15 protein-coding genes are annotated in these 13583 nt (G+C 65.2%); 9 read left to right on the plus strand and 6 right to left on the minus strand.

Going from position 1 to position 13583, the window contains the following annotated elements:
* Positions 1 to 9 precede the first annotated feature (9 nt).
* A complete protein-coding gene (locus ACIPXZ_RS15590; RefSeq protein WP_400595949.1) occupies positions 10 to 333 on the plus strand; it encodes a DUF2516 family protein in 324 nt (107 codons plus the stop codon).
* Here the strand turns inward: ACIPXZ_RS15590 and ACIPXZ_RS15595 are convergent.
* Positions 318 to 1178, minus strand: a complete 861-nt coding sequence (locus ACIPXZ_RS15595) for a class I SAM-dependent methyltransferase (protein ID WP_400595951.1) — start codon at positions 1176 to 1178, stop codon at positions 318 to 320. The genes ACIPXZ_RS15590 and ACIPXZ_RS15595 overlap by 16 nt on opposite strands.
* Before the next feature lie 73 nt (positions 1179 to 1251).
* On the opposite strand from ACIPXZ_RS15595, the gene ACIPXZ_RS15600 reads away from it, so the two are divergent.
* Positions 1252 to 1998, plus strand: a complete 747-nt coding sequence (locus tag ACIPXZ_RS15600; RefSeq protein ID WP_400595953.1) for a phosphoglyceromutase — start codon at positions 1252 to 1254, stop codon at positions 1996 to 1998.
* Positions 1999 to 2094: 96 nt separating this feature from the next.
* Here the strand turns inward: ACIPXZ_RS15600 and phoU are convergent, their stop codons facing one another.
* The gene (gene phoU / locus ACIPXZ_RS15605; protein WP_400595955.1) at positions 2095 to 2757 is read right to left on the minus strand and encodes a phosphate signaling complex protein PhoU; all 663 of its coding nucleotides are present in this window, start codon (positions 2755 to 2757) and stop codon (positions 2095 to 2097) included.
* Between the two features lie 202 nt (positions 2758 to 2959).
* Between phoU and ACIPXZ_RS15610 the strand changes: the two genes are divergently transcribed.
* Both ACIPXZ_RS15610 and ACIPXZ_RS15615 read left to right on the plus strand, forming a co-directional pair.
* Positions 2960 to 4189, plus strand: coding sequence for a sensor histidine kinase (locus ACIPXZ_RS15610; protein ID WP_400595957.1), 1230 nt, complete (start codon positions 2960 to 2962; stop codon positions 4187 to 4189).
* On the plus strand, positions 4186 to 4866 hold the full coding sequence (locus ACIPXZ_RS15615) for a winged helix-turn-helix domain-containing protein (protein ID WP_400595959.1): 681 nt from the start codon (positions 4186 to 4188) through the stop codon (positions 4864 to 4866). The genes ACIPXZ_RS15610 and ACIPXZ_RS15615 overlap by 4 nt, the downstream gene beginning before the upstream one ends.
* A 115-nt stretch (positions 4867 to 4981) precedes the next feature.
* On the opposite strand, the gene ACIPXZ_RS15620 is transcribed toward ACIPXZ_RS15615, so the two are convergent.
* Positions 4982 to 5251: a hypothetical protein gene (locus ACIPXZ_RS15620; protein WP_400595961.1), complete on the minus strand. Its 270-nt coding sequence runs from the start codon at positions 5249 to 5251 to the stop codon at positions 4982 to 4984.
* 215 nt (positions 5252 to 5466) lie between these two features.
* Positions 5467 to 6042: a hypothetical protein gene (locus ACIPXZ_RS15625; RefSeq protein WP_400595963.1), complete on the minus strand. Its 576-nt coding sequence runs from the start codon at positions 6040 to 6042 to the stop codon at positions 5467 to 5469.
* Positions 6043 to 6309: 267 nt separating this feature from the next.
* On the opposite strand from ACIPXZ_RS15625, the gene ACIPXZ_RS15630 reads away from it, so the two are divergent.
* Together ACIPXZ_RS15630 and ACIPXZ_RS15635 are read left to right on the plus strand one after the other, a co-directional pair.
* A complete protein-coding gene (locus ACIPXZ_RS15630) occupies positions 6310 to 6804 on the plus strand; it encodes a CarD family transcriptional regulator (RefSeq protein ID WP_400595965.1) in 495 nt (164 codons plus the stop codon).
* A gap of 467 nt (positions 6805 to 7271) precedes the next feature.
* Positions 7272 to 10505, plus strand: coding sequence for a BNR repeat-containing protein (locus ACIPXZ_RS15635; RefSeq protein WP_400595967.1), 3234 nt, complete (start codon positions 7272 to 7274; stop codon positions 10503 to 10505).
* On the opposite strand, the gene ACIPXZ_RS15640 is transcribed toward ACIPXZ_RS15635, so the two are convergent.
* Together ACIPXZ_RS15640 and ACIPXZ_RS15645 are read right to left on the minus strand one after the other, a co-directional pair.
* The gene (locus tag ACIPXZ_RS15640; protein WP_400595969.1) at positions 10490 to 11194 is read right to left on the minus strand and encodes a VOC family protein; all 705 of its coding nucleotides are present in this window, start codon (positions 11192 to 11194) and stop codon (positions 10490 to 10492) included. The two genes, ACIPXZ_RS15635 and ACIPXZ_RS15640, sit on opposite strands and share 16 nt — an antisense overlap.
* Before the next feature lie 120 nt (positions 11195 to 11314).
* Complete coding sequence (locus tag ACIPXZ_RS15645) at positions 11315 to 11536, minus strand: hypothetical protein (protein WP_400595971.1); 222 nt, start codon at positions 11534 to 11536, stop codon at positions 11315 to 11317.
* A gap of 103 nt (positions 11537 to 11639) precedes the next feature.
* Between ACIPXZ_RS15645 and ACIPXZ_RS15650 the strand changes: the two genes are divergently transcribed.
* Genes ACIPXZ_RS15650 through ispF form a run of 3 tightly spaced genes read left to right on the plus strand, consistent with a single transcriptional unit; the run spans position 11640 to position 13561 of the window.
* Positions 11640 to 12236 (plus strand): TetR/AcrR family transcriptional regulator, encoded by a 597-nt coding sequence (locus tag ACIPXZ_RS15650; RefSeq protein WP_400595973.1) that lies wholly within the window; start codon positions 11640 to 11642, stop codon positions 12234 to 12236.
* Positions 12237 to 12278: 42 nt separating this feature from the next.
* A complete protein-coding gene (gene ispD / locus ACIPXZ_RS15655; RefSeq protein ID WP_400595975.1) occupies positions 12279 to 13064 on the plus strand; it encodes a 2-C-methyl-D-erythritol 4-phosphate cytidylyltransferase in 786 nt (261 codons plus the stop codon).
* Positions 13064 to 13561, plus strand: a complete 498-nt coding sequence (gene ispF / locus ACIPXZ_RS15660; protein ID WP_400595977.1) for a 2-C-methyl-D-erythritol 2,4-cyclodiphosphate synthase — start codon at positions 13064 to 13066, stop codon at positions 13559 to 13561. Before ispD ends, ispF begins: the two co-directional genes overlap by 1 nt.
* The last annotated feature ends 22 nt before the right edge of the window (positions 13562 to 13583 follow it).

The raw sequence follows: 13583 nt of genomic DNA on the forward strand, positions 1-13583 counted from the left end.
GCTAGGACGGTGAGCGGAAAGCTGCTGATCTACTTCGTCACCAACGCCGTCTACCTGATCATGGGCCTCGTGGCCTTCGGTCTGGAGGCGTGGGCCTTCATCGACGCCTTGAGCCGGAAGGGCGGCGACTACGACGCTGCGATGAAGCGCAGCAAAACCTTCTGGCTCGCGCTGACCGGTGGTGCCGCCCTGGTCGGGCTGCTCTCGCTCCTCAGCGGCGCCGGTGGTCTGGGCCTCTTCGGGCTCGCCGCCGTGATCGCAGCGTGTGTCTACCTGGCCGACGTCCGTCCGGCCATCAAAGACCTCCGGAGCGGCGGCTACAACAGCTGGTGATCGGAACGGCCCAGGCCATCCGGGGCGACAGCGTCCCAGGCGACGGAGAGTTCTCCCAGCCGGAAGCGTGAGACACCGTCCAGGACCGGCCAGCCGACGGCCCGGAGAGCCGTGCACATGGCGATCCAGCGTTGCCGTTTGCCGAAGCCGGCCAGTGGGGCGGCTGCCAGCCAGGCCTGTTCCGCGGCCGCCAGCAGGGAGTGCACCTTTTCGCCGGGGACGTTCCGGTGGATGAGCGCCTTCGGCAACCGTTCCGCCAGCTGCGCAGGACTCTCCAGCGCCGCGAGATTCACCGAGAGATGCAGGCTCAGCGGACCGCCGTCGTCGAGGGCCACCCAGGCCGCCGTCCTGCCCAGTTCATCGCAGGTGCCCTCCACCAGGAGGCCGCCGGGAGCGAGCCGGGCGGTGAGGGCGGACCAGATTCCGGCCACATCCGCCTCGTCGTACTGCCTCAGAACATTGAACGCCCGGATGAGCACCGGGGCATCGGGCACCGGGATCTCGAACCCGCCCAGCTGGAAATCCAGTCCGCTGCGCGCCTCCAGCAGGGCACGGGCCACCCGGCCCGGTTCGATCTCCAGGCCGGTGAGCCGCAGCCGGTGGTTCACCACGCGCAAGCGCTCGAAGAGCTCGATCGCGGTGCGAGGATTCGCGCCGTATCCCAGGTCCACGGCCAGAGGAGCCGCAAGATGACGGAACCGCCAGGCCTGAGTTCCGGTGACCCAGCGGTCCACCCGGCGCATCCGATTCGGGTTGGTGGTCCCGCGCGTCACATTACCCAATGGCCGGGCACCGCGGGCCGCGGTTCGGCCGGGGATGCGCAGGCGCTCGGATTTCTGGACCACCGCACAAGTTTAAGGGCTGTAAGCGTTAAGACTCACAGGGCGGGGCCGGGGGCCGAATCGCTAGGATTGAGCCATGACGTACACGTTGATCCTGCTGCGCCACGGCCACAGCGAATGGAATGCCAAGAACCTCTTCACCGGTTGGGTGGATGTGGACCTCAACGACCAGGGCCGTGCCGAGGCCGCGCGCGGCGGTGAGCTGCTGGTGGAGAACGACGTCCTGCCGGACATCCTCTACACCTCGCGCCTCAAGCGGGCCATCAACACCGCCAACATCGCTCTCGCCGCAGCGGACCGTGGCTGGATCGACGTCAAGCGCGATTGGCGTCTCAACGAACGCCACTACGGTGCGCTGCAGGGCAAGGACAAGGCGCAGACCCTGGCCGAGTTCGGTGAAGAGCAGTTCATGGAATGGCGCCGCAGCTACGACACCCCGCCGCCCGCCCTGGCCGACGATTCCGAGTTCTCCCAGGTGGGCGACCCGCGATACGCCGACCTCGGCGACGAGGTGCCGCGCACCGAGTGCCTCAAGGACGTCCTGGAGCGCCTGCTGCCGTACTGGGAGTCGGATATCAAGGCAGATCTCACGGCCGGCAAGACCGTCCTGGTCACTGCACACGGCAACTCCCTGCGGGCCCTGGTGAAGCACCTGGACGGCATCTCCGATGAGGACATCGCCGGGCTGAACATCCCCACCGGCATCCCGCTCGTGTACGAACTGGATGAGGATTTCCAGCCCGTCACCCGTGGCGGCCGTTACCTTGACCCCGAAGCAGCCGCCGAGTCCATCAAGGCCGTGGCCAATCAGGGCAAGAAGTAAGGCTCGAACCGCTCCCGAAGTTACAGATGATGCCGCTTCCCGTGCTGGGAAGCGGCATCATCTGTAACCTCGCGTGATTGAACGACGACGGCGGGGTCAGGCGCCGCCGATGTCCTCCGGCTGCCACTCACCGTTGACGAGGTAGCTGACCTTGCGGGCCACGGAAACGCCGTGGTCGGCGAAGCGCTCGAAGTAGCGGCTGGCCAGGGCCACATCCACCGAGGTGGAGGCGCTCTCGGCCCATTCGCCCGAGGCCACCGTCTTGAAGACGCCGGCGTGCAGTTCGTCGACCTCGAGGTTGAGCTTGACGATTTCTCGGGCCACGTTCAGATCACGGGACTCCAGAAGTTCAGCGACCTTGCGGGCGATCTGAACGTCGAGTTCGGCGAACTTCCGGAAGGTGTCCGCGAGCGGGGCCGGGATCACCTGGGACGGGTAGCGCAGGCGGGTCAGCTGGGCGATGTGACGGGCCAGATCGCCCATCCGCTCCAGTGAGGCGCTCATGCGCAGCGAGCTGACGATCATCCGCAGATCGCTGGCGACCGGTCCCTGAAGTGCGAGGATGTCGATCGCCCGCTCGTCCAGAGCGTTCTGCAGGAAGTCGATCCTGGCGTCGGCCGCGATCACATCCTGAGCGAGGTCCACATCGGCGCTTTCGAATGCGGTGGAGGCGTTCTCGATGGCCGAGGCCACCAACTTCGAGATCTCGACGAGTTCCTCGCCTACCTGGGCGAGCTCGTCCTGGAAAACCTTGCGCACTGACGGCGTCCTTTCTTGCGGCTGCGTGTCACGGAGAATACGCGCCCCTTCGCGGGGCACCCGGCACGCTGATGGTCCAGCTACCTACGCTGGCAGTGAGCCATGAATACTTCACGTACTGAAAGTGAACGTTAGTTGAACCGCCCGTCGCGGGCCAGCAATCTGACTCAGAGCCCTGACGCCGGAACGTAAGCTGGGGGATGTGGATCCTCTGTTCGTCGGTGTCATCGCCGGCCTCGTCGGGCTGTGCCTGGGGGTCTTCGGCGTGCTCGCCTTCCGGGTCAGCGAGCAGCAGCGGGCCCTGGTGGACGACGAACTGGACGAGCCCCAGCTGCCGGAAGGCGCCGCCGAGGTGCTCAGCGTCCTCGGCCGGGCGTTCGTGATCGTGGACGACATCGACGGCGTCGTGCGGGCGAGTCCCGCCGCCTACGCCTACGGTCTGGTGCGTGGGCACACTGTGGTCCATCACCAGCTGCTGAACATGACCGCCCGTGTGCGGCGCGACGGCGTCGTGCTGGAGGAGGAATTCGAACTCCCGCGCGGGCCACTGGGAGCAGGCTCGATCATCGTCCAGGTGCGCGCGGCGGTGCTGGGCGACGAATACGTCCTGCTGCTGGCCGACGACCGCACGGAGATCACCAGGACCGAGGAGATCCGCAACGACTTCGTCGCGAACGTCTCCCACGAACTGAAGACCCCCGTCGGAGCGATTTCGCTGCTGGCCGAGGCGCTTGAGGATTCCTCCGATGACGAGGTCGCCGTGCGCCGCTTCGCGCAGCGCATGCACAAGGAGGCATCCCGGCTGGCGGTTCTGGTCCAGGACATCATCGAATTGTCCCGGCTGCAGGGCGCCAACATCGCCCAGCAGGGCACCACGGTCGACATCCAGCACGTCATCGCCGACGCCGTCGACCGTTCGAAGCTTCCCGCCGAGAGCAAGAACATCACCTTGGTCGTGGGAGGCACCGGCACCGATGCCAGAGTCTTTGGAGACCCGGACCTGCTGACCACGGCCTTCCGTAATCTGATCGACAATGCGATCCGCTATTCGCCCGAGAACACGAGGGTGGGCATCGGCATCCGCTCCCGGGAGGGCCTCGTGGCGGTGTCGGTCACGGATCAGGGCGATGGGATCTCACCGGAGGATCAGGAACGCGTCTTCGAGCGTTTCTACCGGGTGGACGCCGCGCGGTCCCGTGCGACGGGTGGTACCGGGCTCGGCCTGAGCATCGTCAAGCACGTGGTGACCAACCACGGCGGTGAGGTCTCGGTGTGGTCCCAGCCCGGCCAGGGTTCCACGTTCACCGTCCGTCTGCCGGAGATGGAAGACCGCGAACCCGCTGAGGGTGCGGAGACGTCCGGGGGTGCGCCCGCTGTGGGCCGCTCCGTGGAGAGCAGTGCGATTGTTCATGAAGAAGGAGTTCAGGCGTGAGCCGCATTCTGATTGTTGAGGACGAAGAGTCCTTCAGCGACCCCCTGTCCTATTTGCTCGGCAAAGAGGGCTTTGAGGTGGAGGTCGTGGACAACGGCCTCGACGCCATCACGGAGTTCGACCGCAACGGTGCCGATCTGGTCCTGCTGGACCTTCAGCTGCCCGGGCAGTCGGGGACCGAGGTGTGCCGTCAGCTCCGGCAGCGATCGTCCGTGCCCGTGATCATGCTGACGGCCAAGGACTCGGAGATCGACAAGGTGGTGGGTCTGGAGCTCGGTGCCGACGACTACGTCACCAAGCCGTATTCGTCCCGCGAACTGGTGGCCCGCGTGCGCGCTGTGCTGAGGCGGCAGGGCGAACCGGAGGAGCTCATCACCACGACGGTTCACGCGGGCCCGGTCCGCATGGACATCGAGCGTCACGTGGTCAGCGTGAGCGGTGAACAGGTGTCCCTTCCTCTGAAGGAGTTCGAACTCCTGGAGATGCTGTTGCGCAACTCCGGCCGTGTTCTCACCCGGGGGCAGCTGATCGACCGGGTCTGGGGCTCCGACTACGTCGGGGACACGAAGACCCTGGACGTGCACGTCAAGCGTCTGCGCAGCAAGATCGAGCCGGACCCCTCGGCACCGCGCTATCTCGTCACGGTGCGGGGTTTGGGCTACAAGTTCGAGCCGTAAGCCGTCGTAGACCGCAGCCCTGACCTGGATTTCCAGTCCGGATATGTCGAAGGCGGCCTCCTGTCAGGGAGGCCGCCTTCGACATATCCGGGTTTCCGGGTGAAGCCGGTGGGCCTCAGGCCCGGCGTCGGCCGCTCCAGTAGACGGGGCCACCGAGGGCGACCGCCAGGAAGGCCACCGTGAGCAACAGTTCGGCGCTCAGCAGCAGGAAGACGGCGGTCACGCCGAGCTCCAGAGCCAGGCCGCCCAGAGCTCCCAGGCCGATCATGAGGATCGCCAATGCGGCCAGCGCGAGCAGGTACGTGCCGAAGAAACGCCCCGGGGTGTCCAGGCGTTCCAGGGCGCGACGGATGGATCGCGGCTGGACCATATTCAGGATCGTCATGGCAGTCCTCACAACTGAAAATCCGGCAGGGAAAGAAAAGGGGAGGGCGGCGAATGCCGCTCTCCCATTTTCCCTTATCCGAAGGGCCGGTGGTCTCTGTCCAGGCGTTCTGCCGCTGTGCAGTTGCTCACAGTGCAACGACGACGGCTGTGTCGGCAAGAGGAACATCTTGCCGGCACAGCCGCCGTCGTCATTGCCTCCGAGGAGGAGGGAGGTCAGTGACCGCTTTCGCTCGGGGTTGGAGTGGCGGACTCGCTCGATTGCGGGGTGGCCTCGCCGGCGGACTTCGTCGCGGTCGGAGAGGGGGAGGGGAGGTACTGGCGGTACTCGGACAGGGTGCCGTCCAGGACCGGGACCTCGATGGAGGTGCTCTGGCCTTCGCCGCTGAACTTCAGCTGCACGAGAGCGCCTGCTGCGGCACCGGTGGTGCTGAGGATCGCGGGGTCGCTCGCGGCGTCGAGGGAGACCTCGTTGTTGGCCTTCACGCGGACCTCGGTCTGAGAACCTTCGGCACCGTTGACCGTCACCAGAACGTCCTGGCTGCTGCCGTTGAAGAAGGTGCCCAGGAGGCGGCCCGGGTGCTTCTCGCCGTCGCTGATGACCACGGCGTTGCGGATCTTGATGTCCGCGAACTGGGCGTTCACGCCATCCGACGCGGCGTACTGGTGCGTGGTCTGCTGCGGCGAGGTGGCGGAGCAGGCGGTGGTGGCGGCGAGGAGTCCGACGCCCAACGCTGCGGCGGCCAGGGCACGCTTGCCGGGCTTGACGGTCTTGAGGCCAGTGGAACGCACTTTACGTAACTCCTTGCACGAAGATGAGAGCTCTTTGCCGACAGTTTATCGGCAAAACATCAGGGTCCGGGCCCACGGGTCTCCGCAGCCTGTCTCAAGTTTGTCGCATAGGGTGCGCAATGCATCTTTCAGATCGCTCGTCAAGTCACATGACAGGGGGCCGTATGCCCCTGGATCCTTGTCATTTCAAGGGTTGAGCCCCCGAGCACCCGAGAGTAGCCCCGCTCACACGTGGTAAACTGGAAGCCGGGAAAGGGGAAAATCCACATGGTTTTTGAAGTCGGCGAGACGGTTGTTTACCCTCACCACGGTGCAGCGAAGATCGAAGAGATCAAGATGCGCACCATCAAGGGCGTCGAGAAGATGTACCTCAAGCTCCGCGTAGCGCAGGGTGACCTCACCATTGAGGTCCCGGCCGAGAACGTCGACCTGGTGGGTGTGCGTGACGTCGTAGGCAAGGAAGGCCTCGAGCACGTTTTCGACGTCCTCCGCGCGGAATTCACGGAGGAGCCCACCAACTGGTCCCGCCGTTACAAGGCGAACCTGGAGAAGCTGGCATCCGGCGATGTCATCAAGGTCGCTGAAGTGGTCCGCGATCTGTGGCGTCGTGATCAGGACCGCGGCCTCTCGGCAGGTGAGAAGCGCATGCTGTCCAAGGCTCGTCAGATCCTGATCTCGGAGCTGGCTCTGGCCGAGAAGACGGACGAGGAACACGCGACGAACGTTCTGGACGAGGTCCTGGCCTCGGACGTGAAGGCCTAGAAGACCTGAAGGTCTAGAACAGGCTCCATTGACACGAAGAACCCCCGGCATCTAGATGCCGGGGGTTCTTTTGCATACCTTGGTCGGACAGGACATGCATCGACAAGGGGGATGGCATGCGGAGTTCGACGTTCACTCGCTTCTCACGACGAGGGGCCTGGGCGGTGGTCGTGGCCATCGTAGCGACGAGTCTTTTCACTGGTTCGCAGGCAGGTGCCCAGACCGCCGAGGCAGTGACGGATGGTTTCGACGTTCCTGGGCCGACTGTTCCAGGCTGGACGCAGGCACGCAGGAACTGGTTGGTTGATTCAGGAGGAACGGTCCAGCCCGCGACGCTGGACCCTTCTGCCTCCCAGGGGACCGATGCCGGGCTCCTGCTTCGCACGACGGGCCCGCTCTCTGACCACTTCGCCATCGCTGCGACGGTCGGAACGCGCGACGCTTCGGTCAATGACTGGAACGGAATCGTGGCGAATGCCAGCGAGGACCATGGTGGTGGCGTCTACGACTATCTCTCGCTCCGGGTGAAGCAAGGTCCGCAGGGTGGGTGGTGGCAGTTTCTCCATGTGCGGAACGGAGCCGCAGATGAGGTCCCCTTCGCCAGCGGCAGCATTCCGGGAGTGACCGGTACCGAAACGCTACGACTCGGGCTCGACGGTGGGCTTGATGGTGAATTCAAGGTGCAGATCTCCAGGGCGGGCAGTTCGCAGAATCTTGTGGAAAAGACGGTGTCGGTGCCTCTTGACCGATTGACGGTTGGGGGACGGCCGGGCCTGGCCAGCATGAGGGGCACGATCAGCGCTGATGACTTCACGGTCGACTCCAGAGGGGACTCCGAGACCGATTCGTTCACCGCGCCCCGCGGTCTCAGCCCGTCGAAGTGGACGCTGAAAGGGACGTGGACGGAAAGCGCTGGAACGTTGCGGTCCCAATGGGAGACCGGCGGTAGCCCCCGCACTGCCGAACTTCAGTCACTTCACCTTGGGACCGACACGGTGTTCAGTGCGTCGGTCCTTCCTGCGGCGTCTCCATATCGGCGCTGGCATGGAGTCGGGTTGCGTCCTGCGGGCGGCGGAGACAGCATCATTCTTCGCGTGACACCTCCGGCAAGCGGGTACAGTTCCCCGTCCCCGGCGATGTGGGACCTGGTGAGGATGACCCCGGGTTCAGAACCTCAACGAATCACCGACGCTGCAAACATGCCCTTGACCGGCGAACTTGCGAACTTCGATGCATCTCGTGCGGTGGTTTTAGCCCTCCGGAACCACGGCGATGGACTGCTTGAACTGTCAGTCGTTCAAGGTGGAGTTCCTCTGTTGTCGCGGAACGTGGTTCCGTCAGGAACGTTGCCCAAGGCGACTCCCGGTGGTCGCGGCCTGCTGTTTTCACAAGGTTCTGACGCCGCTTTCGATGAGATCCGGATCGCCACGGATGGCACCGTGTTCACCGACGATTTCGGCAGGACTGCGGCCGATGCAGGGGCGGAGGGGCCGGACGCAGCCCTACCGGAACAGGAACTCGCCGGGAACTGGCAGGAGTTCCGTGGGGACTGGGCCATTCGCGACGGGGTTGCAAAAGTCGCGACGACCGAGGAGATCTACCCGGGCCGTGGCCGTGGCCTTTTGACCGCGTTGCCGGGGCGGTGGGCCGGCGATGCTGATTTCCGCTTCTCGGCAAAGCTGAGGCCATCGCCAGGAAGTCGGTGGAGTGGCATTTTTCTCTACGGAATGTCAGGAACGCAAAAGAGTTGGTATGAGCAGTATTTCGCCTTCCAGATCGCACCCGGGGCCGGGTGGCGCTGGATAGAGAATCGCGAAGACGGTGCGGACAGCGCCGCAGTGATGAAAGAAGAGCCTGCATGCGAAGGCGGTTCTGCTTGCGCTGACCCGTCCTTCACAGTTGCCGCAGATACGAGTTATGAACTGACCGTCTGGCGGAAAGCTGCTGATCCTCCGCGGACGATTCACTTTGCCGTTGCACGGGACGGAACTCCCGTCCTGCCCGAACAGACCGTGATTCTCAAGGGAAGCCGCCCTCTGGAAGGCGCCACAGGGCTCATCGCCCAGAGCCCGGATGTGGCCTTTGACGGTGTGGCGTTGACTTCGCCGGAATCGAGTCGTCCCGCAGATCCGCCGGTCATTCGTCAGATTCCCGACTCTGCGAATCCCGCACGGTCCACGTGGACCGTGGACCCGGTCTCAAATGGCCGCTTTCTGAGCAGCTACACGGGATCGCCTGCGACTCCGACAGCGTCGACCCCTCCAGGAGGATGGAGGCTGCCCGAGAACAACGAATCGATGTCCCCCGTCCCTCAGGCGCTGTACACGGTCAAAGACGCGAGCGGGCAGGCACAGGACCAATACATCGCGTACTACAACGAAAACCGGCGGCTGGCACTTGCCAAGCGGACCATGGTGGGAACTGCCTGGGGTCCGTTTGATCATGTCGAAGTCGATTCCGCCCAGCTGGACCACTATGACTCCCACAACAACATCGCGCTTGCCGTCAGTGGTGACGGAGTCATCCATCTGGCGGGATCCATGCATGCCACTCCCATGTACTACTTCGCTTCACGGCTGCCGGGGGACATTCACTCAATGACGAGAACTACCCCGATGGTCACAGGCGCTCCCGAATCCCAAGTGACATACCCCGTGTTTTTCGAGATGGCCGGAGCGCTCTACTTCGGATACCGGAGCGGTGTCAGTGGGGCCGGCGAATGGCGGTACAACCGGTACGTGAGCGGACACTGGTCCCCGCCCCAGGGTCCGCTCTTCGATTCCACAGGAGGAAGTGCCTACCCAGCGAACCACGGACGGCCGCTTCTTGGTCCGGACGGGCGTTGGCACATGGCATGGACATGGCGCTCGGAGATGAAAGCGGGTGCCAACGGCTTTGTCTCTTATGCGGTGAGTGATGACTTCGTGACCTGGTACGGGGCAGACGGGACCAAAGTCGCCGGCCCTCGCGCCGATGGCACTGTCGATCCGCTCTCGGTGAATGACACTGCGGCGATCGTCGATCAGAGCGGGTCCTTCAACGGGGTGGCGACCGGCCTCGTGTCCATTGGGTTCGACCGCCAGAAGAAGCCGGTCCTGGGGTACACCCGTTTCGACATCACGGACTCGGCCGCACGAGAAGAAAATTTCGAGGCAGGCCCGGGAAGCACTCAGTTCTTTGCCGCGAGACCACGCCCAGGCGGGGGCTGGCAACATGTTCAACTCACGAACCAGTATGGCCGCTGGGCCCCGGTCGGGCCGGGCACCATGGTCTTTCCGGTCGACGTCGGTTCAACGTCCGCTGACGCGCCGGCAGGCCTGCTGGCGATGCCCTATAGCTATGGATGGAAGAGCGGCACCTTTCTGCTCGACGAGTCGACCCTCGAAGTCAGGAATGAAGCCTCGACGACGGCGAAGTACGGTGGCTTCACGAGGCGGCCGGGGGAGCCCGCGGCTGCGCCGTCCGGCATGGCCTGGCAGATCACCGAGGACGGCTCGGATTTCCGCGTGGCGTCCGGCACTGATACCGGTGCCCGGTATGTCATGCGCTATGCGACGTTTCCCACGGCTTCCTGCAAAGCTGATGCGGCAGGAAACACCGACAGCGACAACACGGGGCCTTGCGATCCCACTGGTGAATGGATCCCGAAAGCTCAACAGGCCCAGCTTCGGCAGCCGATGGATGTCTACCTTGTGAAATAGCCGACTCGCGGCTTTGGCTGCCCTGCTGCGCGGATCGTGATGCCCGGCCCCGGGCTGATGCTGCCAATCGCCTCGGCCCTGATCTCGACGTCGAGGCTCGGGATGGCGTTCGAGCGATCGGTGGGGAACCACGCCCGCCCCGGCTTGGTCAGGATGAGAAGACCGCCGGGAGTCCCGACCGGCAGAAAAGTGGCGGAGTCGTCCCCGAAGCGAGGAAGTCCGAATGCGGACTCGAGCTGAGTCGCACCGCCGGAGACGTCGTGTACGGGAATGCCGACCTCGCTGATACCCAGGATGTCCTCGCTGCTGAAGGGGTGGTCCTGATCATCCGGGATATCCCGGTGGATGATGAATTCCAGGATGTTGCCATCGGGGTCGTCGAAGTAGACGGACCGGGCGTTCCACCGGGCCGGCCCCTCGAACTCGTCGCTGCCGTCTGTCGCACGAAGGAGTGGAGTCCGCTCGGAGATCCAGGCCTTCGCCTCGCCCAACTGACGGCGAGGAATTCTGAAGGCGAGATGCTGCGCTCCCGGGCCGACAGGGCCTTCGCGCAGCAGCAGCCGGGAGCCACCGATCCGGATCGCGAGTTCGCCGTCCCGGCGTTGTACCGGAAGCCCGAGGAGTTCGCCGTAGAAGGCTTCGGCTCGGGTGATGTCAGTAGTGTCGAACGTAACTGAGGTGATCTGCATACGGCCAGCCAATCGCCTCAACCATGGTTGAGGTCAAATCCGGTGCGGCGTATCCATCGGGCCGGGTGCTGACCGGTGTCTGCGACGTCGCCTCACTGTTGCCGCTTCATTGTCGTGGCATCACTGTTTCGGGCCGGGGCGGTCGACTCTACGGCTGCCCCAGGCCGCCAGGCCGACCCCGATGGCCGTGACGAGCACATAGCAGAGCAGTTGGACGACGAATCCGCCTGGAAGCCAGCCGAGCAGCCCGGCGTCGCCATGGTTGAACAGCAGCCTGATGCCTCCCTGTGCCCCGAGAACCAGCAAAGCCACTCCCGCGATCTGGGCGATGACATTCCGCATGAGGGTGGTCCTTTCCGTAGCGCGCTTTTTATGTATCGATCGAACCATAACATGTTTTGTTACGATCGCACCATGATGTGGGCAGAGCTGATGGGTCACGAGGGTGCCACGACAGGTTGATCATGCCGAGCGGCGCCACCAGATCGCCGAAGCGGTGTGGGAGCTGGCGATGCGCGGCGGGCTGGAGCAGGTCTCGTTGCGCCAGGTGGCCGCGGAGGCGGGGGTCTCCACTCGACTGCTGCAGTACTACTTCGGTACCCGGGAGCAGATGCTGCTCGGTGCTCTGGAGATCCTGAACGCGGAAGCCGAACAGCATGCGGCGGAGCGTATGGCGGGCCTCGGGGACACGCCGGACATGCGTGCGATCGTGCGCGGCGTCCTCCTGGAGATGCTTCCGTTGGACGAGGAGCGCAGGCAGCGATACGTCGTGTATGCGGCGTACTTCGTCCGGTTCCTCACGGAGCCCGCCCTTGCCGCAGTGGCCGGCGCGGCGGAACCCGAGCTGGAGAACCTCGTGAGTGGCCTGCTCGCGCAAGCGCAGGAACTCGGCGAGGTTCCCGCCGACGTCGACACCGGTTCTGAGGGCGCGTTCCTCGTCGCGGGGGCCGAGGGACTGCAGACCCGCGTCCTTCTGGGGCAGTGTTCCGCGGACGACGCCGTCGCCGCTGTGGACCACCAGCTCGGACGCCTCTTCATCTGACCGTTTCGGCAGGTGACAGGCCTGGGCCGGTAGGCTGGCCGCATGACGTCAGATGCACGGCTCGCAGTGGTTTTGCTGGCCGCCGGTTCAGGCCAGCGCCTGGGATTCGGCATTCCGAAGGCCAAGGTCCTCCTCGGTGAAGAGCCGATTCTCCGGCATGCGCTCGCCTCGGTGACGGCGGCGGGGCTCGCCGACCATCTCGTCGTGGCAGTGCCGCAGGATGACGCCCCGGGAGAGGGGAGTCTCCGTGAGGTGATCGAGCACTTCCGCCGGGAGCACCCCGAAGCATCGTGGGAACTCTCCGTGGTCAGCGGCGGCTCGACCCGTGCGGACTCGGTGGCGCGCGCACTCGAGGTGCTGGACGGCGTCGAACACGTGTTGGTGCATGACGCGGCCCGCCCGCTGGTCCCGGTGCAGGTGTTCCAGCGCGTCGCGGATGCCCTGCGCGCCGGAGCGCAGGCCGTCATCCCCGCAGTCCCCGTCGTCGACACCATCAAGCAGGTCCGTCCAGGGGAGGGCGCCGAGGCGGGCATTTCACCGGAACTGGTCGCCGCCAACATCCCCCGGGATACGCTCCGGGCCGTCCAGACCCCTCAGGGCTTCCAGCTGTCCGCGCTCCGGGCAGCGCACCAGGAAGCCCGTCAACTGGATGATGAACAGGCCGCGGCGATCACCGACGATGCGATGCTCATGGAGGCGCGTGGCGTCCCGGTGCACGTCGTCGCAGGCTCGTCGTACTCGTTGAAGATCACCACCCCGGTGGACCTGATACTCGCCGAAGGGCTCCTGGAGGGGCCCCTCGCGAGCCGTTGGATGGAGGAGGCGTGATGGTCATCCCACGCACCGGAATCGGCGTCGACGCCCACGCCTATGCGCCGGAGGACGCGCCGCGCCCGTTGTGGCTCGCGGGGCTCCAGTGGCCGGGCGAGCGCGGACTGGCAGGCCATTCCGACGCCGACGTCGTCGCACATGCGGCAGCGGACGCACTCTTCTCCGCGGCCGGTTTGGGAGACCTCGGCACGCACTTCGGCACGGACCGACCCGAGTTCGCCGGAGCATCAGGCGTCACCTTGCTGTCCGAGGCGGCGCGGATCGTGCGCGAAGCCGGGTTCGGGATCGGCAATGTCGCGGTGCAGTTGCTCGGAAACCGGCCCAAGTTCTCGCCGCGCCGTCTGGAAGCCGAGCAGGTGCTCAGCGAGGCCGCCGAGGCGCCCATCACTGTCTCGGCCACCACCACCGACGGGCTGGGCTTCCTGGGGCGTGGCGAAGGGCTGACCGCCGTCGCCACCGCACTCGTCTACCCGCTTCCGGGCGACGGGGCTTGAACCTCACACAGTGTGAGCAGGT

Origin of the sequence: Arthrobacter sp. NPDC090010, from assembly GCF_044748305.1 — a bacterium.
Lineage (GTDB): Bacteria > Actinomycetota > Actinomycetes > Actinomycetales > Micrococcaceae > Arthrobacter_E.